The sequence below is a fragment of the Mycobacterium paraseoulense genome, assembly GCF_010731655.1.
Classification (GTDB): domain Bacteria; phylum Actinomycetota; class Actinomycetes; order Mycobacteriales; family Mycobacteriaceae; genus Mycobacterium; species Mycobacterium paraseoulense.
This window is the reverse complement of record NZ_AP022619.1, coordinates 184,688-209,174: the sequence shown is the minus strand read 5'-3', so window position 1 is coordinate 209,174 and position 24,487 is coordinate 184,688. Positions and strand designations below refer to the sequence as shown.

At 67.6% G+C, this 24,487-nt stretch carries 20 protein-coding genes; 6 read left to right on the top strand and 14 right to left on the bottom strand.

The window, feature by feature from the left end; genetic code table 11:
• Nucleotides 1-45: 45 nt before the first annotated feature.
• The 7 genes from secG to G6N51_RS01010 all read right to left on the bottom strand — a co-directional run bounded on the left by secG (nt 46) and on the right by G6N51_RS01010 (nt 7,298).
• On the bottom strand, nt 46-279 hold the full coding sequence (gene secG / locus G6N51_RS01040) for a preprotein translocase subunit SecG (RefSeq protein ID WP_040624202.1): 234 nt from the start codon (nt 277-279) through the stop codon (nt 46-48).
• Between the two features lie 31 nt (nt 280-310).
• The gene (gene tpiA, locus G6N51_RS01035) at nt 311-1,096 is read right to left on the bottom strand and encodes a triose-phosphate isomerase (protein WP_083173783.1); all 786 of its coding nucleotides are present in this window, start codon (nt 1,094-1,096) and stop codon (nt 311-313) included.
• Entirely contained in the window at nt 1,093-2,343 is a 1,251-nt protein-coding gene (locus G6N51_RS01030; RefSeq protein WP_083173782.1) for a phosphoglycerate kinase, read from the bottom strand. Before G6N51_RS01030 ends, tpiA begins: the two co-directional genes overlap by 4 nt.
• A gap of 12 nt (nt 2,344-2,355) precedes the next feature.
• Nucleotides 2,356-3,387 carry a type I glyceraldehyde-3-phosphate dehydrogenase gene (gene gap / locus G6N51_RS01025; RefSeq protein ID WP_083173781.1) on the bottom strand — a complete coding sequence of 344 codons (1,032 nt, stop codon included), beginning with the start codon at nt 3,385-3,387 and terminating at the stop codon, nt 2,356-2,358.
• A 115-nt stretch (nt 3,388-3,502) separates the two neighbouring features.
• Nucleotides 3,503-4,930 (bottom strand): phytoene desaturase family protein, encoded by a 1,428-nt coding sequence (locus tag G6N51_RS01020; RefSeq protein WP_083173780.1) that lies wholly within the window; start codon nt 4,928-4,930, stop codon nt 3,503-3,505.
• Entirely contained in the window at nt 4,927-6,675 is a 1,749-nt protein-coding gene (locus G6N51_RS01015) for a DUF3556 domain-containing protein (RefSeq protein WP_083173779.1), read from the bottom strand. The genes G6N51_RS01020 and G6N51_RS01015 overlap by 4 nt, the downstream gene beginning before the upstream one ends.
• 155 nt (nt 6,676-6,830) lie before the next feature.
• A complete protein-coding gene (locus tag G6N51_RS01010; protein WP_083173778.1) occupies nt 6,831-7,298 on the bottom strand; it encodes a hypothetical protein in 468 nt (155 codons plus the stop codon).
• Nucleotides 7,299-7,558: 260 nt separating this feature from the next.
• On the opposite strand from G6N51_RS01010, the gene G6N51_RS01005 reads away from it, so the two are divergent.
• The 6 genes from G6N51_RS01005 (at nt 7,559) to G6N51_RS00980 (ending at nt 15,382) form a co-directional block, all read left to right on the top strand.
• A complete protein-coding gene (locus G6N51_RS01005) occupies nt 7,559-8,299 on the top strand; it encodes a lysophospholipid acyltransferase family protein (RefSeq protein ID WP_232078503.1) in 741 nt (246 codons plus the stop codon).
• Between the two features lie 60 nt (nt 8,300-8,359).
• The gene (gene fadD12, locus G6N51_RS01000; protein ID WP_232078502.1) at nt 8,360-9,940 is read left to right on the top strand and encodes an acyl-CoA ligase FadD12; all 1,581 of its coding nucleotides are present in this window, start codon (nt 8,360-8,362) and stop codon (nt 9,938-9,940) included.
• Nucleotides 9,940-11,214 (top strand): alpha/beta hydrolase, encoded by a 1,275-nt coding sequence (locus G6N51_RS00995; protein WP_083173775.1) that lies wholly within the window; start codon nt 9,940-9,942, stop codon nt 11,212-11,214. Before fadD12 ends, G6N51_RS00995 begins: the two co-directional genes overlap by 1 nt.
• 124 nt (nt 11,215-11,338) lie before the next feature.
• Complete coding sequence (locus tag G6N51_RS00990) at nt 11,339-12,577, top strand: cytochrome P450 family protein (protein WP_083173774.1); 1,239 nt, start codon at nt 11,339-11,341, stop codon at nt 12,575-12,577.
• Nucleotides 12,578-12,720: 143 nt separating this feature from the next.
• Nucleotides 12,721-14,094 (top strand): HNH endonuclease signature motif containing protein, encoded by a 1,374-nt coding sequence (locus G6N51_RS00985; protein WP_163750600.1) that lies wholly within the window; start codon nt 12,721-12,723, stop codon nt 14,092-14,094.
• Between the two features lie 142 nt (nt 14,095-14,236).
• Complete coding sequence (locus G6N51_RS00980) at nt 14,237-15,382, top strand: Rieske 2Fe-2S domain-containing protein (RefSeq protein ID WP_083174007.1); 1,146 nt, start codon at nt 14,237-14,239, stop codon at nt 15,380-15,382.
• Between the two features lie 7 nt (nt 15,383-15,389).
• Here G6N51_RS00980 and G6N51_RS00975 read toward each other — a convergent pair whose 3' ends face one another.
• From G6N51_RS00975 to uvrC, 7 genes are all read right to left on the bottom strand, one after another.
• Entirely contained in the window at nt 15,390-16,640 is a 1,251-nt protein-coding gene (locus G6N51_RS00975) for a cytochrome P450 (RefSeq protein WP_083174006.1), read from the bottom strand.
• A 33-nt stretch (nt 16,641-16,673) separates the two neighbouring features.
• Complete coding sequence (gene hsaA, locus G6N51_RS00970; RefSeq protein WP_083174005.1) at nt 16,674-17,858, bottom strand: 3-hydroxy-9,10-secoandrosta-1,3,5(10)-triene-9,17-dione monooxygenase oxygenase subunit; 1,185 nt, start codon at nt 17,856-17,858, stop codon at nt 16,674-16,676.
• Between the two features lie 242 nt (nt 17,859-18,100).
• Nucleotides 18,101-19,489, bottom strand: coding sequence for a WS/DGAT/MGAT family O-acyltransferase (locus G6N51_RS00965; RefSeq protein ID WP_083174015.1), 1,389 nt, complete (start codon nt 19,487-19,489; stop codon nt 18,101-18,103).
• A gap of 53 nt (nt 19,490-19,542) precedes the next feature.
• Nucleotides 19,543-20,520, bottom strand: coding sequence for a DNA-binding protein WhiA (whiA, locus tag G6N51_RS00960; RefSeq protein ID WP_102419857.1), 978 nt, complete (start codon nt 20,518-20,520; stop codon nt 19,543-19,545).
• The gene (gene yvcK, locus G6N51_RS00955; protein ID WP_083174004.1) at nt 20,517-21,593 is read right to left on the bottom strand and encodes a uridine diphosphate-N-acetylglucosamine-binding protein YvcK; all 1,077 of its coding nucleotides are present in this window, start codon (nt 21,591-21,593) and stop codon (nt 20,517-20,519) included. The genes whiA and yvcK overlap by 4 nt, the downstream gene beginning before the upstream one ends.
• Nucleotides 21,590-22,507 (bottom strand): RNase adapter RapZ, encoded by a 918-nt coding sequence (gene rapZ, locus G6N51_RS00950; RefSeq protein WP_083174003.1) that lies wholly within the window; start codon nt 22,505-22,507, stop codon nt 21,590-21,592. The genes yvcK and rapZ overlap by 4 nt, the downstream gene beginning before the upstream one ends.
• Entirely contained in the window at nt 22,504-24,459 is a 1,956-nt protein-coding gene (gene uvrC, locus G6N51_RS00945; RefSeq protein WP_083174002.1) for an excinuclease ABC subunit UvrC, read from the bottom strand. The genes rapZ and uvrC overlap by 4 nt, the downstream gene beginning before the upstream one ends.
• Nucleotides 24,460-24,487: the final 28 nt, after the last annotated feature.

Genomic DNA, 24,487 nt, shown 5'->3' with positions numbered 1-24,487 from the left:
GCGTCCCAGTATCGGTGCGGATCACGCGCTCCGCCCGCCGGCGGGTCACCGGTACTTGATCAGCAGGGCGACCCCGATGATGGACACCAGCCAAATCCCGGTGATGAACAGCGTCAACCGGTCCAGGTTCTTCTCCACCACCGTCGAGCCGGAAAGGCTGGACTGCACACCGCCGCCGAACAGCGTCGACAGGCCGCCACCCTTGGCGCGGTGCAGCAGCACCAGCAACACCACCAGCACGCTGGTGACCACCAGGGTGATCTGCAGGGCCAACTCCATGACGCGAAAGTTTACCGGTGCCGCCGGGGTGTCACGGAAGCGGCCCGCCGGCGGCGATCGCCGCCAGCGTCGCGAACTGCTCGCCGTCCAGCGAGGCCCCACCGACCAGCGCGCCGTCGACGTCGTCGCGGGCGATGAGCTCGCCGATGTTCTTGGCGTTCACCGACCCGCCGTAGAGCACCCGCACGCTCTCGGCCACCTGCGGCGACGCCAGGGCCGCCAGCTCCGTGCGGATCGCGGCGCACACCTCCTGGGCGTCGGCCGCGCTGGCGACCCGGCCGGTGCCGATCGCCCACACCGGCTCGTAGGCGACGACGGCCTTGCCGATCTGCTCGGCGGACAGGCCGGCCAGCGAGCCACGCAGCTGCTGCTCGCAGTGGCCGACGTGCTCGCCGGCCTCGCGGACCTCGAGGTGCTCGCCGATGCACACGATCGGGGTCAGTTCGTGTTTGAGCGCCGCGGCGGCCTTGGCGGCGACCAGCGCGTCGTCCTCGTGGTGGTAGGTGCGCCGCTCGGAGTGGCCGACGACGACGAAGCTGCACCCCAGCTTGGCCAGGAAGGCCCCGCTGATGTCACCGGTGTAGGCGCCCGAGTCGTGCGGCGACAAGTCCTGGCCGCCGTAGGTCAGCCGCAGCTTGTCGCCGTCGACCAGGGTCTGCACGCTGCGCAGGTCGGTGAACGGCGGCAGGACCGTGACGTCGACCTTGTCGTAGTACTTGTCCGGCAGCGCGAACGCGATCTTCTGGACCAGCGCGATCGCCTCGAAGTGATTGAGGTTCATCTTCCAGTTGCCGGCGATCAGCGGCTTGCGGCTCACGCGTCCCCTCCACCTGGTTGCGGCTCCCCGAGCACTTCGATGCCCGGCAGCGTCTTGCCCTCGAGGTATTCCAGCGAAGCGCCACCGCCGGTGGAAATGTGCGAGAAGTCGCCCTCCGGGATGCCCAGGGCGCGCACCGCGGCCGCGGAGTCGCCGCCGCCCACCACGCTGAACGCGCCCTTGCCGGTCGCCGCGGCGATGGCCTCGGCGACGCCCCGGGTGCCCGCGGCGAACGCCGGGAACTCGAACACGCCCATCGGGCCGTTCCAGAAGATGGTCTCGGCGTTGGACAGCAGGGCCGCGAAGCGTTTGACCGATCCCGGGCCGATGTCCAGCCCGATCAAGTCGTCCGGGATGGCGTCTGCCGCCACCGTCTGCGGCGGCGAGTCGGCGGCGAACTTCTCGGCCACCACGATGTCCGCCGGAAGCCGCAGCACGTCGACATAGGTCTCCAGAAGTCGGCGACAGGTGTCGACCATCTCTTCCTCCAGCAGCGACTTGCCCACCGGAAAGCCTTGCGCCGCAAGGAAGGTGAAGCACATCCCGCCACCGATCACGATGCTGTCGGCCTTGGTCGCCAGCGATTCGATGACGCCGAGCTTGTCGGAGACTTTCGACCCGCCGAGCACCACCGCGTAGGGACGGGCGGTCGAGCTGGTCAGCTGCTCCAGCACGCGGATCTCGTCGGCCACCAGCGTGCCGGCGTAGTGCGGCAGCAGCGTGGCCACGTCGTACACCGAGGCCTGCTTGCGGTGCACCACCCCGAACCCATCGGAGACGAAAGCCCCTCCGGGCGAGACCAATTCGGCGAGTTCGCGGGCGAGGGCGAGCCGCTCGCCGTCGTCCTTGCTGGTTTCCCGCGGATCGAAGCGGATGTTTTCCAGCAGCAGGACGTCGCCGTCCGTGAGCCCCTCGGCCCGGGCCAGGGCGTCGCCGCCCACGACTCGGGAACGATCGAAGCCGGCCAGCTGCACGTGCCGGCCGAGGTGCTCACCGAGCGCCGCGGCGACCGGCGCCAGCGACAACTTCGGGTCGGGTCCGTTCTTCGGCCGGCCGAGGTGCGCGGTGACCACCACCTTGGCGCCGGCGTCCACCAGTGCCCGCAGCGTCGGCACCGACGCGGTGATCCGGCCCGGGTCGGTGATCGCGCCTTCGTCGTCGAGCGGGACGTTCAGGTCGGAGCGCACCAGCACGCCGCGACCCGAAACCCCCTGGGCCAGCAGGTCTTTTAGAGTGGGAATCGTCACGACTGCCTGAACTTACAGCGACTTGCCGACCAGCGCGACGAGGTCGATGAGGCGGTTGGAGTAGCCCCACTCGTTGTCGTACCACGACACGACCTTGGCCTGGTTGTCGATCACCTTGGTCAGGCCGGAGTCGAAGATCGAGCTGTGCGGATCGGTGACGATGTCGCTGGACACGATCGGGGCGTCGTAGTACTTCAGGATGCCCTTCAGCCGGCCCTCGGCGGCGGCCTTGAACACCGCGTTGATCTCGTCGGCTCCGGCGGACTTGGCCAGCTCGACGGTCAGGTCGGTCACCGAGCCGGTGGGGATCGGCACCCGCAGCGCGTACCCGTCCAGCTTGCCCTTCAGCTCGGGCATCACCAGGCCGATGGCCTTGGCCGCGCCGGTCGAGGTGGGCACGATGTTCAGCGCCGCCGCCCGGGCGCGGCGCAGGTCCTTGTGCGGCCCGTCCTGCAGGTTCTGGTCCTGGGTGTAGGCGTGGATGGTGGTCATCAGGCCCTTGACGATGCCGAACTCGTCCTGCAGCACCTTGGTCACCGGCGCCAGGCAGTTCGTGGTGCACGACGCGTTGGAGATGATGTTCTGGCTGCCGTCGTACTTGTCGTCGTTGACGCCCAGGACGATGGTGATGTCCTCGTCGGTGGCGGGCGCCGAGATGATCACCTTCTTGGCCCCGGCGTCCAGGTGGCCCTTGGCCTTGGCCGCGTTGGTGAACAGCCCGGTGGACTCCACGACCACGTCGACGCCCAGGTCGCCCCACGGCAACGCTGCCGGGCCCTCCCTGACCTCCAGCGCCTTGATCTTGTGCGGGCCCACCACGATGGTGTCCTGGCCCTCCAGGCTGACGTCGAAGGGCAGCCGGCCCAGGATCGAGTCGAATTTGAGCAGATGCGCAAGTGTGTGGTTGTCGGTGATGTCGTTGACCGCCACCACCTCGATGTCGGCCCCGGAACTGCCAGGGCCCTGCTCCTGCTGGGCCAACAGGGCCCGGTAGAAGTTGCGTCCGATTCGACCGAAGCCGTTGATGCCTACTCGGACCGTCACTTGATCTCTCCCTGTCTTGGCGATGTCTTTACTGAGTCCGCTGAATACGCGCTCGTGGTCAGCCTAGATGAGCAGCGTGCGCGGTTGCCGCCCCGGTTCCCGCGCCGGTGTGACGTCAGTCGCGGCGCGTCGTCTTCAGCCACTTCAGCGCCGACTCGGCGGCGTGGTGGCCGCACAGCCCGTGGATGCCGGCCCCCGGCGGGGTGGACTGCGAGCACAGGTAGACGCCCGGCACGCCGACGGCGTAGGGATCGACGGCGATGCGGGGACGGAAGATCACCTGCAGCCCGTCGTTGGCGCCGCCGATGATGTCCCCGCCGATGAAGTTGGCGTTGTAGGCCTGCAGTTCGGCGGGCCCCTTGCTGACCGTCGCGAGGACACGCTCGGAGAAGCCCGGCGCGAACCGCTCGATCTGGGCGACGACGGCGGGGGTGGCGTCGCCGTCGTAGCCGAACGGCACGTGCGCGTACGCCCAGATCGGGTTGACGCCGCCGGCCGAGCGGGACGGATCGGCCAGGTACTGCTGCCCGAGCAGCACGAAGGGCCGCTCGGCCATCTTCCCCTGTGCGCGTTGGCGTTCGGTGTCCGCCACCTCGGCGAACGTGCCGCCGAGGTGCACGGTGCCGGCCCGGGCGCAAGCGGGGTTGGTCCAGGGGATGTCGCCCTCGATGGCGAAGTCGACCTTGAACGCCGACGACCCCTCCCGATAGCGCCGATACGACCGCCTGATCCGGCCCGGCATGGCGTCGCCGTAGAGGGCGAGCGCCGCGGCCGGGGTGAGGTCGAGCATGACGATGTCGGCGTCCGGGATGTCTTTGCGGCTGGCGACCCGCACGCCGGTGGTCACGGCGCCGCCGTGTTCGGCGAGGGCGGCGGCCAGCGCCCGGGTGATCGCCCCGGAGCCCCCTTGTGCGACGGGCCAGCCGTAGCGGTGACCGCTGGCCAGGATCATCAGCCCCAGCGACGCGGTGAGCGGCCGGTCCAGCCGGGTGTAGATATGCGCGGCGGAGCCGCCGAACAATGCGCGGACCTGCTCGGTGCGAAACCAGCGGGCCATGGTGGTGGCCGGCAGCAGCGCGCGCGGCCCGAAGCCGGCCAGGCGGATCGGGTGACGCGGGACGCCCAGCACCGGGCCGAGCAGATCCTCGGCCAGCTCATCGAATCCCGCCGCCAGGTCCCCTATCGCCCGCCGCCACCGGCCGCCGTCGGGCCCCATGCCGGCCACCGTCTCATCGATCGACTGGTAGAGCACGCCGGCGGTGCCGTCGTCGAGCGGGTGTGCGCAGTCGACCTCCGGCCACTTCCACTGCAGCCCATAGCGCTGCAGGTCGATCTGCTTCCACAACGGCGAACCGACACCCAGCGGGTGAAACGCCGAGCAGTGGTCGTGGATGACCCCGGGCATCGTCAGTTCGCCCGAGCGGGCTCCCCCGCCGACGGTGTCGCTCGCCTCGAGCACCTCGACGTCGACGCCGTTGCGCGCCAGGTGGATCGCCGCGGCCAGCCCATTGGGCCCGGCGCCGACCACCACCGCGCTGGTCATCGCGCACTGCGTTGCGTCGTCACGTGGACCGGGAACTCGTCGCCGGGCTCCGGCCACGGCTGACGGGTCAGCATGTCCTTGACGTCGACATAGCCTTGTTCGATCAGGCCGGTCCTGGCGTCGAGGATGCGGTACCGCTGCTGTTGAATGTGGATCGGTTGCCCTTCGAGAACGATGACGCGAACATCGCCGTCCTCGAAGTGGCAACGCCGCTGCACCGCTTCGAGTAGCTGCTCGTTGTGCAGGTGGCCTTCGCCGAAGTTCCACCCGACCAGGGGCCCGGCGACGATTTCGCCCTCACGGATCTTGTAGTTGGCTTCGTCGTCGATCGCGCGGGGCAACAGGGCGTTGAGGGCGCGCCCGTGCGCGTGCATGGCGCGGAATGCCGCCGTCTTGTCCGCCATGATCTCGGCGGTTTCCGGATCATAGAGCCTGGCCAGCTGATTGACCACGAGCGCAGAGCTTTTGACGATGTCGGCATCGACCTTTTCCTCGGCGCCCGCACGGAAACACCAGACGCTCGACGCCCAGTTGCCGGCGTAGTACCGCATCGCGGGAAGGAACGAAATCTTCTCGGGGAACATGTTTCCCGCGATCACGACCACCACCGCGAGGATCAGGAGGGCCAGCAGCAGCGGGGAGCGAAGATCGGTGGCCCGGATCGAGGCGTAGTGCCCGAACAGATAGAACAGCGAGAAGATGAAGAAGACGTTCCATTCCAACGGAACTCCCATCGGGAGGTTGGAAATGATGTTGAGGTGGAAGATCACCATGAACGCGATGAGGAACCACCGCCACGGGTGATCGCCGGCGAAGAAGACCAGAACCGTCGGAATCACGAATTCCGCCGTGGTGCCGCCGACGTGGGCCATCACCTTTGGCAACCAGGACGGACGAAGGTCGTTGACGTGGTCCAGGTAGAGCATGTGCTTGATCGGGTTGAACAGCTTGGGTCGCAGCAGCGCATTGTTGCTCGTCATCACCGACACCACGTACGGGAAGTGATGATTGAGCTTGGACGTCGCCGCCCCCCACCACAGCAACAGCATGATGATCTTGAACGCCGCCAGCTGATCGGTGAACGGGAAGAAGAACACGATCAGCTTCAGCCAATAGTGTTCGCCGCGGGCGGCCAGGAAGATGGTCTTGTCACGCAGGCCCAACAACGCCAGCGCGACGATCGTCGGGATGACCCGAACGGGGTCGATCAGGCCGACGTCGCCGGCGGCGGTGACCGGCCCGCCGTGGCCGGGCGACAACAGCGCCCACACCCCGCCGGCCAACACGATCGCGTACAGGGCGACGTCGAAGACGGTGCGGGTGTCACCGCTGGTGAACGGAACCTTCCCGGGCCAGGCGGGCAAGCGAATAGTGTTGGGCCGCAACCAGTAGAGGATGCCTCCGATCGGCGGCATGAACCGCCCGGTCAACGGTCCCGAGCCGCAGCCCAGGCCGGTGACCTCGAACAGCAGGGTGAAGACGATGACCTTCTGGTACACGATCGGTTGGGTCCACCAGTCGGCGATGCGGCCCAGCCCACCGAGGCCGGGGGTCAGCGAGATGATCGCCGCGGGCACGGCCACGTACAGGGCGATCTTGATCAGATACAGCAGATACACCGCATACGGGGTTCCGAAGCCGTGTTCGGCCCAATGCCGGGTCACGACTTGCAGGCGAGTTGCCCGGGGCAGTGTCGGCCAGGTCTTGCGATCGACGTCCGGAAGTTCCGGTGCCATGAATCCCATGGGCGGCCTCATTCGATGTCGGAAGAAACCAGTTGGCCCGTCAAATGTATCGGCACCGCGATGCGGGCGTGGCCGATTCCGGGGCACGTCACCCGTCGGGGGTCACTCGAGCGACGAAAATCGCTGCGCGGCAGGCGAATTGCCGCCGGTCGCGGCTAGCGGACCGCGGAACGCGGCCGCGGGGTGTGGGCGGGCGACGGGCCGGGGGTGCGGCGGCCGAACCGGCTGCGCAGCTTCTCGAGCATGCGGTCCAGGTTGTCCCGGTCCTGTTCCTCGATCCGGGCCAAGCGCCGAAGGCTGCAGGCGGTATCGACGTCGCCGCTGGCGTGCGCGGCGACGATCGCCCTCTGGTAATCGTCGATCCGCTGTGCGACGAGCCTGCGGTTCTGCGAGAGCACCCGGAGGAAGTAGTCGGCCTGGCGATGGTCGGCCGCATCCGGGGCGGCCGGATCGACGTCAGTTGCGAGCCGGTCGGCGGACGGCGCGGGAGCCTGAATGGGGCGGGGAGGTTCGGGGCGGACCACGCCGGCGTGCGGCCGGCGGGCGCGGCGGTCACGAGAGCTCGTCGCGCGCGCGACGCCCGAGCGGGCGCTGCGCTCGTGGGACAAACCGGCAACGTCCATCGGTCTCCCCGCTTCTCGAGATTTCACTTAGGGCGTCGTAACAATAGCGCCCGCACCCGGCGGGCACCATATCCGCAGACGGGAAAGAGATAAACACCATGACGGCGGTCGCGGCCCGGTCGCTACCATCGAGGAATTCGACGCGGCCCCTCATATCTCAAGCGGCCTCGCGGGAGCGTCAAGGGAGGAACGTGACCGACAACGAGCACCCCGATGCCGGCGACATCGGCAAGTTCGACCCCGTCTTGACGCAGCGCCTGATGGGCGTGATGCGTCCGGCGCTGAAGGCCTACTTCCGGTCGGAGGTGCACGGCCTGAGTTCGTTTCCACCCGGTGGGGCGCTGGTCGTCGGCAACCACTCCGGCGGCATGTTCCCGATGGACGTGCCCATCTTCAGCGTCCACTTCTACGAGAAGTTCGGCTACGACCGGCCGGTCTACACGCTGAGCCACGACATCCTCATGACCGGCCCCACCGGGGAGTTCTTCCGGCGGACCGGGTATATCCGGGCCAACCGGGAGAACGCGGCGCAAGCCCTGCGGTCGGGCGGGGTCGTGATCGTCTTCCCCGGCGGTGACTACGACGCCTACCGGCCCACGCTCGCGGAGAACGTCATCGACTTCAACGGCCGCAAGGGATACGTCAGGACCGCGATCGAGGCCGGGGTCCCGATCGTGCCCGCGGTGTCCATCGGCGGGCAGGAGACGCAGCTCTACCTGTCGCGCGGGACCTGGCTGGCCGAACGGCTCGGGGTGAAGCGCTTGCTGCGCAGCGCCATCCTGCCGCTGTCGTTCGGCTTTCCCTTCGGCTTCAGTGCGGTGATCCCGCCCAATCTGCCGCTACCCACCAAGATCGTCACGCAGGTGCTCGAACCGATCGACATCGCCGCCCGATTCGGCGACGACCCGGACGTCGACGAGGTCGACGAGCACGTGCGGTCGGTGATGCAGCAGGCGCTCAAGGACCTGGCCGCCAAGCGACGTTTCCCGATCCTGGGCTGAGCCGTGGCCTCACCTTTCACCGAAGCCCTCGGCGTCATCTCCACCCTGAGGCGCGCCGGCATGATCGCGCCGATGCGGCCCGACCGCTACCTCAAGATCGCCGCGGCCATGCGCCGCGAGGGCATGGGAATGACCGTCGGCTTCGCCAGCGCGGCGCAACGCTGCCCGGACCGGCCAGGCCTCGTCGACGAACTCGGCACGCTGACCTGGCGCCAGCTCGACGAGCGGATCAACGCGCTCGCCGCGGCGTTGCAGGACCTACCGGGCCGAACGGGGGCACCGGGCGTCGTCGGGATCATGTGCCGCAACCATCGCGGCTTCGTCGAGGCGGTGGTGGCCACCAACCGGATCGGCTCGGACGTCGTGCTGCTCAACACGTCGTTCGCCGGACCGGCTCTCGCCGAGGTGGTCAACCGCGAAGGCGTCGACGCCGTCATCTACGACGAGGAGTTCACCGAGACGGTGGACCGCGCGCTGGCCGACAAGCCGGACGCCACCCGCATCGTGGCCTGGACCGACGGGCGGCACGAGCTGACCGTCGAGGGGCTCATCGGCGAGCACACCGGCCAACGGCCCGAGCGCTCCGGCCGTAAGGGCCGGATGATCCTGCTGACCTCCGGCACGACCGGAACCCCCAAGGGGGCCAACCAAACCGGCGGCAACGCGGGCATCGGCACACTCAAGGCCATCCTGGACCGCACGCCGTGGCGGGCCGAGGAGACGGTCGTGATCGTGGCCCCGATGTTCCACGCCTGGGGCTTCTCGCAGTTGATCTTCGCGGCGTCGATGGCCTGCACGGTGGTCACCCGGCGCAAGTTCGATCCCGAGGCCACGCTCGACCTCATCGACCGGAACCAGGCGACGGGCCTGGCGGTGGTGCCGGTGATGTTCGACCGCATCATGGAACTGCCGCCCGAGGTGCGAAAGCGATACAGCTGCAAGTCATTGCGCTTTGCGGCGGCATCCGGGTCCCGCATGCGGCCCGATGTCGTCATCGCATTCATGGACGAGTTCGGCGACGTGATCTACAACAACTACAACGCCACCGAAGCCGGCATGATCGCCACCGCCACCCCGGCCGACCTGCGCGCCGCGCCCGACACCGCCGGCCGGCCGGCGGGCGGGACCGAAATCCGCATCCTGGACTCGGAATTCAACGAGCTGCCCACCGGCGAGGTCGGCACCATCTACGTCCGCAACGACACCCAGTTCGAGGGCTACACGTCCGGCACCACGAAGGATTTCCACGCCGGATTCATGTCGTCGGGCGACGTCGGCTACCTGGACGACGCGGGCCGGTTGTTCGTGGTGGGCCGCGACGACGAGATGATCGTCTCCGGCGGCGAGAACGTCTACCCGATCGAGGTGGAGAAGACGCTGGCGGCACACCCCGACGTGGCCGAGGCCGCGGTGATCGGCGTCGACGATGAGCAGTACGGCCAGCGCCTGGCGGCATTCGTGGTGTTGAGCCCGGACGCTCCCCTCGACAAGGAGGCCACGCCCGAGGTCCTCAAACAACACGTCCGGGACAACCTGGCCAACTACAAGGTGCCCCGCGAAATCACCGTGCTGGACGAACTCCCCCGCGGTAGCACCGGCAAGATCCAGCGCAACGAACTGCAATCCCGGGTCACCGGCTGATGCGCCGGTTACCCCGCCGCCTGGTACGCCCCCGCCCGCTGGCGCGCGCCGCGCTGGAATTGGCCAACGCCGCCAACGGGTTACGGCCGCTGGCCCGCAAGGGTTACAGCACCGTGTTGGTCTTCTGGTTCGGTTGGCCGACGTCGGAGGTGCCCGGCATCTATTTCTCCGTCTCGCTGCTGGACGCGGTGCGCCGTGCGCGGCGCGGCCACTTCGCGGGGCGGCGCGGCAAGGCGGCGCTGGCGATGACGGCCGCGTCGTGGGCGATCCTGGGAGTGATCCGCTACCGCGGCGTCACCACCCCGGGCCCGGTGCTGGAGGCCGGCCTGCGCGAGCAACTCGGCGACGACTACGCCGAAGCGCTGAGCCACCTTGCCCACGCCAAGCCCACGCGCAGCGGCCGTCGCAGCCTCCCGCTGGGCAACACCGTGGCGCGCCGGCGCTACGTCGAGAAGACGAACGTGGTGGCCTACGGCCCGAACGGCCGCGCCAACCTCGCCGACATCTGGCGCCGCCGCGACCTGCCGCGGGACGCCAAGGCGCCGGTACTGCTGCAGGTGCCTGGCGGCGCCTGGATGATCGGGATGCGCCGGCCGCAGGCCTACCCGCTGATGAGCCACCTGGCCGCCCGCGGCTGGGTGTGCGTGTCGATCGGCTATCGCGTGTCGCCGCGCCACACCTGGCCCGACCACATCGTCGACGTCAAGAGGGCGCTGGCGTGGGTCAAGGAGAACATCGCCGACTACGGCGGTGATCCCGACTTCGTCGCCGTCACCGGCGGTTCCGCGGGCGGGCACCTGTGCGCGCTGGCGGCGCTGACGCCCAACGACCCGCAATTCCAGCCCGGGTTCGAAGACGCCGACACGTCGGTGGCGGCCGCCGTCCCGATCTACGGCCGCTACGACTGGTTCTCCACCGAGGGCGAGGGCCGGCCCGAATTCATCTCACTACTCGAAAAGTTCGTGGTGAAGCGGGGATTCGACACCCACCGCCACCTCTACCTCGACGCCTCGCCGATCCGCCGGTTGCACGCCGACGCGCCGCCGTTCTTCGTCCTGCACGGCCGCGACGATTCCCTCATCCCGGTCGGGGAAGCCCAGGAGTTCATCGAAGAACTGCGGGCGGTGTCCAAGTCCCCGGTCGCCTACGCCGAATTGCCCAGCGCGCAACATGCTTTCGACATCTTCAGCTCCCCGCGGGCGCATCGATCGGCGGAGGCCGTTGCGCGCTTCCTGACCTGGGTGTACGCGACGTATTCGCACGACGACGACTAGTTTGCGCCGAGCGCCGAGCGCTTTCATTAAGCAGCGCATCCGCCGGGTTTTCCCGACAGCAGCCGGTGGCCCGCCCAAGACAAAGGCACTGGCGCCCCGAGTAGATATGTCCGATAGTTAGCGGATGACAGCAGAGCGCGGATGCCTTGCGTTCACCGATCTCACCGATCCCATCATGTTCAGCAACCCCTATCCGAGATATGCCGAGCTGCGCAGATCAGCCCCGGTGTCGCGGGTGCGAGCCCCCTTGATAATCGGGGGAAAGGGGAAGGGGTACATGCTGACCCGATACGAAGATGTTCTCGCCATGCACTCCGACCCGCGGTTTTCCAGCGACGTGATGCGCCACGATTCAGTGCGCCGCGTGCGCTGGCTGATACCGAAGCCGATCCGGCTGTTTACCGAGACGATGGTGACGAAAGATGATCCCGAACATCAGCGATTGCGCAGACTTGTGCACAAAGCGTTCACGCCGAAATTGGTCGCCGGTTTGGCCGATGACATCACGCTTATCGCGCGAGAGCTTACCGAGCAGCTGGCGCAGGCCGGCGAGGTCGATCTAGTCAGTGATTTCGCTGTGCCGTTACCCCTGACGGTGATCGCTCGATTGCTCGGCGTTAAAGATGACGACCGCAAGGAGTTCCATGCCCTGTGCCTGCGGTTGACCCAGAGCTCGGCCGCGGGGCCACGGGGCCTCTTCGGGTTCATGACTAGCGCGGCGAAGCTGACGGAGTTGTTCGAACGCCTCGCCGATGAGCGACGTCTCGATCCTGACGACGCGCTCATTTCGCAGCTGGTGCGCGCCACCCACGACGGTGACAAGCTCAGCGACCGTGAAGCGATTGCGATGATATTTCTGCTCCTGCTGGCCGGGCACGACACCACGTCCAACCTGATTGGCAACAGCGTGGTGGCGCTGCTCGACCACCCCGATCAGCTCGCGAGGCTGCGCACGGAGCCGGAATTGATCGACGCCGGCATTGAGGAATTGTTGCGGTTCACCGCTCCGGTGCCAGTGGGGACGGTGCGCGTGGCGTTAGAAGACGTGGAGATCGGGGGAACCCGAATCCCGAAGCGCAGCAGGGTTTTTGGGATGATCATTTCCGCTAACCGCGACGAGAGCATCTTCACTGATGCCGACGAACTCGATCTTTCGCGCACACCGAATAAGCACTTAGCCTTCGCGTCTGGCGCACACTACTGCCTTGGGCATCATCTCGCGAGATTGGAGGGCCGCATCGCGCTCACCCAGTTGCTGCAACGGTTTGACAATCTGGAGATCACCGTGCCCCGGGAAGGTTTGCGACTCAAGCCCATTCCTTCCTTACGGGGTCTGGAATCGTTGCCGATGCGCGTTAGCTGACTGGGAGTCTCGGATTGGGCAGCGTTCACGGCTTTCACCACTGCGGTGGCGGTATCCCGATGCTCTGCAATCCCGTGTGTCACTTGGGTTTCAGTGGTCACAGCGCGGTCTTTTTTGTCGGTGGGTGTTCCTAGAGTTTGGTTATGGGTGCGAGTAGTCGTGAGGAGATCGTCGAGGTCTTCGACGCGCTCGATAACGACGCGGACCGGCTGTGCGCGTTGTCCTTTGAGGTGCTCACCACCCCGGAGCGGTTACGCGCCCTGGAGCGGGTGGAACGCGTGGCCCGCAAGCTACGCACCCCGCAGCACGCGTTGATCAACCAGCTCGACGCGCAGGCCAGCCCCGAAGAGCTGGGCGGCTCGCTGCGGGTGGGGCTGGCCGACCGGTTGCGCATCACCACCGGCGAGGCCGCCCGGCGCATCGGCGAAGCCCAGGATCTCGGGGAGCGCCGGGCGTTGACCGGTGAGCCGTTGGCCCCCCAGCTGAGCGCGACGGCGGCCGGGCAACGCGGCGGGCTCATCGGCGACGGGCACATCAAAGTGATCCGTAGCTTCCTGGCCCACCTGCCCGCCGAGGTGGACATATTGACCCGGCAGGCCGCCGAGGCCGACCTGGCCGGCAAGGCCGCCGGATACCGCCCCGACGAGTTGGCCAAATACGCCCAGCGGGTCATGGATTGGCTGCACCCCGACGGGGACTTCAGCGACGCCGAGCGCGCCCGCAAGCGCGGGATCACACTGGGGACGCAGGACTTCGACGGCATGTCCCGCCTCAGCGGGCTGGTGACCCCGGAGTTGCGGGCCGCGATCGAGGCCATGCTGGCCAAGCTCGCCGCGCCCGGGGCGTGCAACCCCGACGATGAAATCCCTGTGGTGGATGCGACACCGGATGACGACGCGGTGCGCCGCGACACCCGATCTCAGGCTCAGCGCAACCATGACGCCTTCCTGGCCGGGCTGCGCGGTTTGCTCGCCTCCGGGGAACTGGGCTCGCACAACGGGCTGCCGGTGTCGATCGTGGTGACCACCACGCTGCAAGACTTGGAGGCCGCCGCCGGCAAGGCCCTGACGGCCGGCGGCACGCTGGTGCCGATGTCGGATGTGATCCGCTGGGCCGGCCACGCTCACCATTACTTGGCGATTTTCGACAACGGCCGATCACTGGCGCTGCATCACACCAAACGGTTGGCCTCCCCGGCGCAGCGGATCATGCTCTACGCCAAGGATCGTGGGTGCACCAAGCCCGGCTGTGATGCGCCGGCCTATCACAGCCAGGTCCACCACGTGAAAGGTTGGACAACCACCCGGCGCACCGACATCGACGACCTCACCCTGGCCTGCGGGCCCGACAACCGGCTCGCCGAAAAAGGCTGGACCACCCGCACCAACGCCCGCGGCGAAACCGAATGGCTCCCGCCACCCCACCTCGACCGCGGCCAACCCCGAACCAACACCTACCACCACCCCGAACGATTCCTCCGCGACGAAGACCGCGACGGTGACGACGAACCCGATTGACGTCAGCGATGGCGCAGCACGCCCCATCCCACTAGGGCAATAAGTCACATATGTAGTGGCTTTTGCCTGCATTCTTCTCGGGGCGACGAGTGGAAACTATAACGTGTTCTAGTTCTGCCTACGGAGCGACTGGAGGCGTGAAGTGAGTATCGATACCGCTGGGGTCGGCGTCCGAGAGATCGACGTTGGGACGTTGCCGACCCGGTTTGCCCGCGGCTGGCATTGCCTGGGCGTGGCCAGGGACTTCCTCGACGGCGAACCTCACCCGGTCCACATCTTCGGCACGAAACTCGTCGTCTTCGCCGACACCGAAAAGAAGCTACACGTCCTCGACGCGTACTGCCGGCACATGGGCGGGGACCTGTCGCAGGGCACGGTCAAGGGCGATAACGTCGCGTGCCCGTTTCACGACTGGCGGTGGGGCGGCGACGGCGGGTGCAAGCAGGTGCCGTACGCCAAGCGCACACCCCGCATGGCACGCACCCGCTCGTGGCCTACCGAGGTGCACAACGGTCTGTTATTCGTCTGGCACGACCCCGAGGGCAACCCGCCGTCACCGGATTTACAGATCCCCGACATTCCCGAGGCCACCAGCGCCGAATGGACCGATTGGCGTTGGCGCAGTGAGCTGATCGAGGGTTCGAACTGCCGCGAGATCGTGGACAACATCGTCGACATGGCGCATTTCTTCTACATCCACTACGGCTTCCCGACGTACTTCAAGAACGTCTTCGAGGGCCATATCGCTTCGCAATACCTCAGCACGGTCGGCCGGCCCGACGTGCTGCTCGGCGGTTCGCACTACACCGGTGAACAAAAGCTAGACTCCGAGGCCTCCTACTTCGGCCCGTCGTTCATGATCAACTGGCTGCACAACAGTTACGGCGGCTACAAAGTCGAGTCGATCCTCGTCAACTGCCACTACCCCGTCACGCAGAACTCCTTCATGCTGCAGTGGGGCATTATCGTGAAAAAGCCCGAGGGCATGGACGCGGCCGCCACTGACAACTTGTCGAAAGCGTTCACCGAGGGCGTCAGCATGGGCTTCTTGCAGGACGTCGAGATCTGGAAGCACAAAACCCGGATCGAAAACCCGTTGCTGGTAGAGGAAGACGGCCCGGTCTATCAGCTGCGCCGCTGGTATCAGCAGTTCTATGTGGATGCGGCCGACGTGACGCCGCAGATGACCGACCGCTTCGAGTACGAGGTCGACACCACCGCGGCCAACAGGCATTGGCAGACCGAGGTCGCAGAGAACCTGCGGCCCAAGGTCGAGCAGCCCCAATAACAGGGCGTCAGTGCGCGACCGGACACTTGCCGGTGTAGTCGACCTGCCAGTGCTTGATGCCGTTGAGCCACCCCGACCGGATCCGTTCCGGTTTTGCGATGGGCGTGACGTCGGGCATGTGGTCCGCGATGGCGTTGAACATGAGGTTGATCGTCAGCTTGGCCAGGTTGGCCCCGATGCAGTAGTGCTCGCCGGTGCCGCCAAATCCAACGTGCGGGTTGGGGTTACGCAAGATGTCGAATGCGAACGGGTCGGTGAAGACGTCCTCGTCGAAGTTGGCCGAGCGGTAGAACATCAACACCCGCTGGCCCTCCTTGATCGTCACCCCCGACAGCTCGGTGTCCTGCTTGGCGGTGCGCTGGAATGCGGTAACCGGGGTGGCCCACCGGACGATCTCGTCTGCCGCGGTCTCCGGGCGCTCCTTCTTGTACAGCTCCCACTGATCGGGAAAGTGGGCGAACGCCATCATGCCCTGGGTGATCGAATTGCGGGTGGTCTCGTTACCGGCGACCGCCAGCATCATCACGAAAAACCCGAACTCGTCGTCGGAGAGCTTCTCGCCGTCGATGTCGGCCTGCAGCAGCGCGGAAACGATGTCGTCGCCGGGGTTTTCGGTCTTCACCTCGGCCATCTTCATCGCGTAGGCCAGCACCTCCGCCGATGACGCCTTGGGATCGACATCCGCGTACTCCGGATCCTCGGCGCCGGTCATCTCATTGGACCACCGGAACAGCTTGCCGCGGTCCTCCTGCGGCACGCCGAGCAGCCCGGCGATGGCCTGCAACGGCAGTTCGCAGGCGACCTGCTCCACGAAATCACCGGAAGCCGCTGCGACGGCCGCCTTGGCGATGGCCTGCGCCCGCTCGTTGAGCTCGTCACGCAGCCGCCCGATCGCACGCGGCGTGAAACCGCGGGAGATGATCCTGCGCAGCCGGGTGTGGTGCGGCGGGTCCATGTTGAGCAGCACGAACCGTTGTAAGTCGATGTCTTCGCGGCTCATGTCGTCGGCGAAGCGCGGAATGGCGCCGTTGAGCCAGCTGGAGAAGACGTCGTTGCGCCGCGAAACCTCCTTCACGTCTTTATGTTTCGTCACCACCCAGAAGCCGCCGTCGTTGAAGCCGCCCTTGCCGATGGGCTGGTCGCACCACCAAATGGGTGCGTTGCGGCGAAGTTCGGCGAGCTCCTCGACGGGAAGGCGCTCGGCGTAGATGTCCGGGTCGGTCGGGTCGAAGCCGGGGGGAAGGTGAGGGCAGGTCATCGGTGGCTCCTCTGCGAGTCAGACCTCGGTGAATTAGACCATCGTGTCGGCGGGTGGCAGCCCGAATTCGTGGTTGCCGAAAATCAAGTAGGCCCGCTCGGGATCGTTGGCGGCGTGCACACGGCCGGCGTGCGCGTCGCGCCAGAACCGTTGCAGCGGGGCGCTGTTGGCCAGCGAGGTGGCGCCCGAGGCGTCGAACAACCGGTCGATCGAGGCGACCGCGCGAGCGGTGGCGCGCACCTGGTCGCGACGGGCCCGGGTCCGCAGGTCGAACGGGACCTCGCGGCCCGCCACCAGACACGAGTACTCGTCGCCGACGTTGCCCATCAGCTGTCGCCACGCGGCGTCGATATCGCTGGCCGCCTCGGCGATACGCACCTTGGCGAAGGGGTCGTCTTTGGACTTCTCGCCGGCGAACGCCGCGCGCACCCGCCTGCCTTGATGCTCGACGTGGGATTCGTAGGCGCCGTAGGCCATCCCGACGATGGGGGCGGTGATCGTGGTGGGATGCATAGTGCCCCATGGCATTTTGTAGACGGGGTCGGTGTTGGCCGCCAGGCCGGGTGCGGTGCCCTCGTTCATCGACTGGTAGGACAGGAACCGGTGCCGGGGCACGAAGACGTCCTTGACGACCAGGGTGTTGCTGCCGGTGCCCTTCAGGCCGACAACATGCCAGACGTCGTCGATGCGGTAATCACTGTTCGGGATCAGGAAGCTGCCGAAGTCGACCGGCTGGCCGTCTTTGATCACCGGGCCACCGACGAAGGTCCACGTGGCGTGGTCGCACCCCGACGACCAGTTCCACGAGCCGTTCACCAGATAACCACCGTCGACCACCTGACCGGCGCCCATCGGGGCATATGACGAGGAGATGCGTACGTTGGCGTCCTCGCCCCACACGTCTTGTTGAGCCCGCTGGTCGAACTGTGCCGCGTGCCAGTTGTGCACGCCCAGGATCGATGCCACCCAGCCGGTGGACCCGCACGCACTGGCCAGGCGCCGGACGGCCTCGAAAAACGCCGTCGGGTCGCACTGCATCCCGCCCCACTGCGCGGGCTGCAGCAGCCGGAAGAAGCCGATTTCCTGCAGCTCGCTGACTGTGGAATCCGGCAGCCGCCGCAGCTCCTCGGTCTCCTCTGCCCGCTGCCGCAGCTTGGGCAGCAGATCGTCGACGGCGGCCAACACGGACTGGGCGTCAACTTGTCGAAGGGACGTCACTGCTTACCTCCTGACATGCGCACCGAGCACCTCACTAGAGCACGTTGCAACATCGGTCAAGTATTTCATTGTTTTTGCTGTACAGAAGCGGTAAAGGCTGATCTGTAACTTGTTCCAAGTATGGCCACAGGCCAAATCGCAGCTAGGGCCTAAAGTCCCATAGCTGTACCGCGCGAATTGCCTCGCGAATGCCGAGCCGGCGGCCGCCGCCGATCGTCTCGGCTACGCGACGGTCGACCCGCTCACTCCCCCGCGGCCGCCTTCTCGAGCTCGGTGAGCGCCGGCTCGATGCGGTCGGCCATGTCGTCGATGTCGTTGGCCACCTCGGGCGTCGTCACGAAGCCGAAGTCCAGATAGTCGGTGTAGGAGAAGCAGGTGATGTTCAGAGCGACGTCCATGACGGGCGGCCCGAGCGGAACCAGCGAATCCAGTTTGGCGCCGGCCATGTACAACGGGAACGGCGGACCCGGCACATTGGAGACAACAAGGTTGATGGGAGCCAGATTTCGCGACAGCCCACTGGCCGTGTAAGCCCGCGCGGCCAGCTGCAGCAACCCCGGGGGCGTGGTCTCGGTCAGGCCCATGATCTGGTGCGCCGACAATGCCTTGGCCATCAGCTTGGCGTTCTGGGTGCTTTCGTGGATGGCCCGCAGCCGCTCGGCGGGATCCTCGATGTCGGTGGCCAGCGACACGGTCATCGAACTCACCTTGTTGCCGACGTCGTCCTTGTCGTCGTCGGTGCGGGTGGAGACGGGGATCTGCGCGATGAGCGGTTTGGCGGGCAGCTCGCCCCGCTTCTGCAGATATTCGCGCGCGGCGCCGGACACCAGCGCCAACACGACGTCGTTGAGCTTGACGCCGTAAGCGTCCTTGACCGCCTTGGCACGGGCCAGCTCGACACGGCAGCCGGTGATCCGCCGATGCGGGGACACGGACGCGTTGAACCGGGTCTTGGGCGCTTCGAAGTACCGCGGGGGCCGGTCGCTCACACCCAGCGCGGCGATCTGCTGGCGCACCGTCTGCTCCACGAGCCTGGCGATGCGGAAGGGCGTCTTGACACCGACGTTGATGAGCGCGCCCACCGCCCGCCGTTCTATGCCCGGAATCCGCGAGCCCACCAGTGATCCGACCGTTTCCTGTTGCGCCGGGCGCGGTTCCGGCGTGACGTCCAACAAGATTTCACCCAGGCCGGCACCGGAAACGCCGTCGACGATGGCGTGGTGCATCTTGGTCAGCGACGCGACCCGGCCGCCCTCGACGCCCTCGATGACCCACATCTCCCACAATGGCCGGGCACGGTCCAGCTTGTAGGACATCAGCCGGCCCACCAGCTCCTCGAGTTCGCGGCGGCCGCCGGGCGACGGGACCGCGATGTGCCGGATGTGGAAGTCGATGTCCAATTCCTCGTCTTCGACGAACCACGGTCGGTCCAGCCCGAGCGGCGCACCGGTGACCCGCCACCGCAGCTGCGGCAGCTCGGGCAGGCGCTCGATGATGAGTTCGCGGAGCCGCTCGAAGCTGTACTCGGGCGAATCCTTCGGGTCGCAAATCGCCAGTGCGCCCACATGCATATGCCAGCCCGCGGTTTCGGCCGACCAGAACGCCGCGTCAACGCTCGAAAGCCGTTTCATCATCCGACCGTATCCCCCACCCACCCGTTGCGACCAGCAAATGACGCGACCGGTTACGCGTCTTCCAGCAGATCCGGTGTCACCGCCGATTCGGTGTCCGGGATGCCCTCGATTTTCGCCTTGCGGTCGGCCATCGACAGCAGCCGCCGAATGCGGCCCGCGACAGCGTCTTTCGTCATCGGCGGGTCGGCGAGCCGGCCCAGCTCCTCCAGCGAGGCCTGCCGGTGCTCGACGCGCAACTTGCCGGCCGAGGCCAGGTGGTCGGGGACGGTGTCGCCGAGAATCTCCAGCGCGCGTTCCACCCGGGCGGCGGCCGCGACCGCGGCCCGCGCCGAGCGGCGCAGGTTGGCGTCATCGAAGTTGGCCAGCCGGTTGGCCGTCGCCCGGACCTCGCGGCGCATCCGGCGCTCCTCCCAGATGAGCCGGGTGTCCTGGGCGCCCATCCGGGTCAGCAGCGCGCCGATCGCCTCACCGTCACGCACCACCACCCGGTCGGCGCCCCGGACCTCGCGGGCCTTCGCGCTGACCCCGAGCCGGCGCGCGGCGCCCACCAAGGCGAGCGCCGCCTCGGGGCCGGGGCAGCTGACCTCCAACGCCGACGAGCGTCCCGGCTCGGTCAGCGACCCGTGCGCCAGGAAGGCTCCGCGCCACGCGGCTTCGGCGTCGGCGATGCTGCCGCCCACGACCTGGGCGGGCAGACCGCGCACCGGGCGTCCGCGGTTGTCGAGCAGCCCGGTCTGGCGGGCCAGCGCCTCGCCGTCGTTGGCGACCCGCAACACGTAGCGAGTGGTCTTGCGAATCCCGCTGGCGGACAACACATGCACGACGGCGTTGTAGCCGTACAGCTCGAAGATGTCCTTGCGCAGCCGCCGCGCGACGTTGCCCAGGTCCACCTCGGCCTCCACCACCACGCGCCCGCCGACGATGTGCAACCCGCCGGCGAACCTCAGCAGGGACGTCACTTCGGCGCGACGCGCACTCACCGACTTCACGACCAGGCGGCTGAGCTCGTCCTTGACTTCGGTCGTCATCGCCACGCGTCGTCACCCCTTGGTCCGCTGCCGGCCGGTCCATTGCCACCGGGCTGTGGGCTTGCACCCTCGACCCGGATATCCGCGGTGGCCGTAACCGGGGGCGCTCCCGGACCCTTGCGGGCCGCCCGGACCCCGTCCAGGGCCGCCGCGAGCTTGCCCGGGTCATGTAAAGGTGTACCAGGTCGGGCCACGTCGGCGAAGTGGACCTCGGCCGAAAGCAGCGTCGCGGTGCGGCGCAGGTGCTCCCGCTCGCGCTCGCCGGGCACGCGCTCGGCGTCGATGATGATGTCGTGCACGGTGAAACCCGGTGCGTGCTGGGCCAACACGTGCAGATGCCGCTCGACGGAGAAGCCCGCCGTTTCCCCCGGCTCGGCCACCAGATTGAGCACCAGCGCGCGGCGGGCGGTGGTGGCCCGCAGCGCCGCCGCCAGTCCCGGCACCAGCACGTGCGGGATCACGCTGGTGAACCACGAGCCGGGGCCCAGCACCACCAGGTCGGCGGCCATGATGGCGTCGACGGCCTGCCGGGTCGCCGGGGGGTCAGACGGCAGCAGCCGCACCCGCCGCACCTTGCCCGGCGTGGTGGCGACCGCCACCTGGCCGCGAATCAGCCGGAACATCCGCGGATCGGTCTCCAGGCCGGACACGTCGGCCTCGATCTGCAGCGCGATCGGACACATCGGCAGCACCCGGCCCTTGACACCGAGGATGCGGCCGAGCTCGTCGAGCGCGGCCACCGGATCGGCCAGCACCTCGGACAGCCCGGCGAGCATCAGGTTGCCGATCGGATGCCCGGCCAACGCTCCGTTGCCACCGAACCGGTGCTGCAGGATGGTCGCCCACAACCGCCCGTGCGGGCTGTCGGACGCCAAGGCCGCCAACGCCATTCGCAGATCGCCGGGCGGCACCACATCGAGTTCGCTGCGCAGCCGCCCCGAGGAACCGCCGTCGTCGGCGACGGTCACCACGGCGGTGACATGGGGCGTCAGCCGGCGTGCGGCGGACAGCGTCGCGTACAGGCCGTGTCCCCCGCCGAGCGCGACGATGCCCTGATTCGTCGGCGCGCTCATTCGCGGCCCAGATCCCGATGCAGCACCCGCACCGACAATTGGGGATTGCCCTTCAGCAGCCCCATCAGCGCCTCGGCGATCGCGACGCTGCGATGCTTGCCGCCGGTGCAGCCGATGGCGACCGTCATGTAGCGCTTGCCCTCCCGGCGGTAACCGTCGACGACCAGAGACAGCAACCGATGGTAGGCCTCCAGGAAATCCGCGGCGCCGGGCTGGCTCAACACGTACTCGCTGACCGCCGGGTCCTGCCCGGTGAGCGGACGCAGCTCGTCGACCCAGTGCGGGTTGGGCAGGAACCGTACGTCCATCACCATGTCGGCGTCCATCGGCAGGCCGTACTTGAAGCCGAACGATTCGACCGTGACGCTGATCGACGTGCTGGTGTCGCCGCCGAACGCGCGCTCGATGCTCTCCCGCAGGCCGCGCACCGACAGCGTCGACGTGTCGATGATCAAGTCGGCGGTGGCGCGCACCGGGGCCAGCATCCGGCGCTCGGCGGCAATGCCCTCGGCCAGGGTCTGGTCGCCCTGCAGGGGGTGGCTGCGGCGGTTCTGTTCGTAGCGGCGCACCAGCATGTCGTCGGATGCCTCCATGAAGACGACGCGCGGCCTGATGTTGCGGGTGGCCAGCTCGTTGCGCACCTCGTCGAGGTCACCGGTGAAGCCGCGCGAGCGCACGTCCATCACCACCGCCAGCTGGGTGATCCGCGAACCGGCGGCCAGCCCGAAATCGACCATGCGGGTGATCAGCTGCGGCGGCAGGTTGTCGGCCACGTACCAGCCGAGGTCCTCGAGCACCTTGGCGGCGGTACCCCGCCCGGCGCCGGACAATCCGGTCACCAGCACGACGTCGATGCCGCCCCCGTCGTCCGGACGGGCATCCACCGGGCGGCCCTCCGCCAACTCACCCGTCATTCGGCTTCCGCGGGCTGCTCGGGCCGCAACGCCTCCAGGACGGCGGTGGCGGTGGCCACCCCGATACCGGGAACGGCCGTGATCTGGTCGACGGTGGCCTCCTTGAGGCGGGCTATCGATCCGAAATGGGTTACCAGCGCCTTGCGGCGATGCTCCCCCAATCCTGGCACCGAATCCAGCGCCGAGGCGGTCATTCGCTTGGATCGCTTGCTGCGATGGTAGGTGATGGCGAACCGGTGCGCCTCGTCACGAATCCGTTGCAGCAGATAGAGGCCCTCGCTGTTGCGCGGCATGATGACCGGATCCGGCTCGGACGGCACCCATATCTCTTCCAGCCGCTTGGCCAGGCCGATCACCGCGACGTCGGTGATGCCCAGGTCTTCCAGCACGGCGCTGGCCGCGTTGACCTGCGGCGCGCCACCGTCGACGACGTAGAGATTCGGCGGATAGGCAAACCGGCGCGATTTCCCTTCGGGCGTAAGCATATTCGGGTCGCTCTGTTCGCTCAGGTGGCGCGCGAACCGGCGGCGGGTCACCTCGGCGATCGAGGCGACGTCGTCGGAGCGTCCCTGACCCGCGGCTTCGCGGATCCCGAAGTGGCGGTAGTCCGACTTGCGCGGCAGGCCATCCTCGAACACCACCAACGAACCCACCACGTCGGTGCCCTGAACGTGGCTGATGTCGACGCATTCGATGCGCAGCGGTGCGTCGGCCAGGCCGAGGGCATCCTGAATGTTCTGCAGCGCAGCCGATCTGGCGTTGAAGTCGCCGGCGCGCTTCAGCTTGTGCTGCTGCAGCGCCTCTTTGGCGTTGCGTTGCACGGTCTCGGCCAGCGCCCGCTTGTCGCCGCGGCGCGGGACCCGCAGCACGACGCGCGAACCGCGCAGGCCGGACAGCCAGCTGGTCAATTCCTCGGAGTTCGACGGCAGGCAGGGCACCAGCACCTCGCGCGGCACCGGGTTGGCGGCTTCGTCGGCCCCTTGGTTGTCCTGGCCACCCAATTCGGCCTGCTCGCCGTAGAACTGCGTCAGGAATTGCTCGACCAACTGCTCCTCGCCGGAATCACCGGCCTCGGCCGACTTTTCGACGATCCAGCCGCGCTGGCCTCGCACCCGGCCGCCGCGGACGTGGAACACCTGGACCGCCGCCTCCAGCTCGTCGTCGGCGAAGGCGACCACGTCGGCGTCGGTGCCGTCGCCCAGCACCACGGCCTGCTTTTCCATGGCGCGCTTGAGGGCGCCCAGGTCGTCACGAAGGCGGGCCGCCCGCTCGAAGTCGAGTTCGTCGGATGCGGCGTGCATCCGCTGTTCCAGCTCGCGGGCGAACCGGTCGGTCTTGCCGGACAGGAAGTCGCAGAAGTCGTCGACGATCTGGCGGTGCTGCTCGGCGCTGACCCGACCGACGCAGGGCGCCGAGCACTTGTCGATGTAGCCGAGCAGGCACGGGCGGTCGATCTGCTTGTGCCGCTTGAACACACCGGCCGAACAGGTGCGGGCCGGGAACACCCGGGTGAGCAGGTCCAGCGTCTCCCGGATCGCCCACGCGTGGGAGTAGGGCCCGAAATAGCGGACGCCCCTGCGGCGCGGGCCGCGGTAGACCATCAACCGGGGAAACTCTTCGTTGAGGGTGACGGCCAGCACCGGGTAGGACTTGTCGTCGCGGTAGCGGACGTTGAAGCGCGGATCGAACTCCTTGATCCAGTTGTATTCGAGCTGCAGCGCCTCGACTTCGGTGTTGACCACCGTCCACTCCACCTTGGCGGCGGTGGTCACCATCTGCCGGGTTCGCGGGTGCAGGCCGGCGACGTCGGCGAAGTAGGACGTCAGCCGGCTGCGCAGGCTCTTGGCCTTGCCGACGTAGATGACCCGCCCGTGCGCATCCCGGAATCGATAGACGCCCGGCTCGACCGGGATGGACCCGGGCGGGGGGCGATAGGTGGCGGGATCTGGCACCCATTCAGGCTAATAGCCGCTGACGGGC

What these genes read in the sequence shown, in the direction of transcription:
- secG (WP_040624202.1), bottom strand. Translation starts at nt 279, where the DNA reads ATGGAGTTGGCCCTGCAGATCACCCTGGTGGTCACCAGCGTGCTGGTG.
- G6N51_RS01020 (WP_083173780.1), bottom strand. Translation starts at nt 4,930, where the DNA reads ATGACCAGCGCGGTGGTGGTCGGCGCCGGGCCCAATGGGCTGGCCGCG.
- G6N51_RS01015 (WP_083173779.1), bottom strand. Translation starts at nt 6,675, where the DNA reads ATGGGATTCATGGCACCGGAACTTCCGGACGTCGATCGCAAGACCTGG.
- G6N51_RS01010 (WP_083173778.1), bottom strand. Translation starts at nt 7,298, where the DNA reads ATGGACGTTGCCGGTTTGTCCCACGAGCGCAGCGCCCGCTCGGGCGTC.
- G6N51_RS01005 (WP_232078503.1), top strand. Translation starts at nt 7,559, where the DNA reads ATGGGCGTGATGCGTCCGGCGCTGAAGGCCTACTTCCGGTCGGAGGTG.
- fadD12 (WP_232078502.1), top strand. Translation starts at nt 8,360, where the DNA reads ATGATCGCGCCGATGCGGCCCGACCGCTACCTCAAGATCGCCGCGGCC.
- G6N51_RS00995 (WP_083173775.1), top strand. Translation starts at nt 9,940, where the DNA reads ATGCGCCGGTTACCCCGCCGCCTGGTACGCCCCCGCCCGCTGGCGCGC.
- G6N51_RS00990 (WP_083173774.1), top strand. Translation starts at nt 11,339, where the DNA reads ATGACAGCAGAGCGCGGATGCCTTGCGTTCACCGATCTCACCGATCCC.
- G6N51_RS00985 (WP_163750600.1), top strand. Translation starts at nt 12,721, where the DNA reads ATGGGTGCGAGTAGTCGTGAGGAGATCGTCGAGGTCTTCGACGCGCTC.
- G6N51_RS00975 (WP_083174006.1), bottom strand. Translation starts at nt 16,640, where the DNA reads ATGACCTGCCCTCACCTTCCCCCCGGCTTCGACCCGACCGACCCGGAC.
- G6N51_RS00965 (WP_083174015.1), bottom strand. Translation starts at nt 19,489, where the DNA reads ATGAAACGGCTTTCGAGCGTTGACGCGGCGTTCTGGTCGGCCGAAACC.
- whiA (WP_102419857.1), bottom strand. Translation starts at nt 20,520, where the DNA reads ATGACGACCGAAGTCAAGGACGAGCTCAGCCGCCTGGTCGTGAAGTCG.
- yvcK (WP_083174004.1), bottom strand. Translation starts at nt 21,593, where the DNA reads ATGAGCGCGCCGACGAATCAGGGCATCGTCGCGCTCGGCGGGGGACAC.
- rapZ (WP_083174003.1), bottom strand. Translation starts at nt 22,507, where the DNA reads ATGACGGGTGAGTTGGCGGAGGGCCGCCCGGTGGATGCCCGTCCGGAC.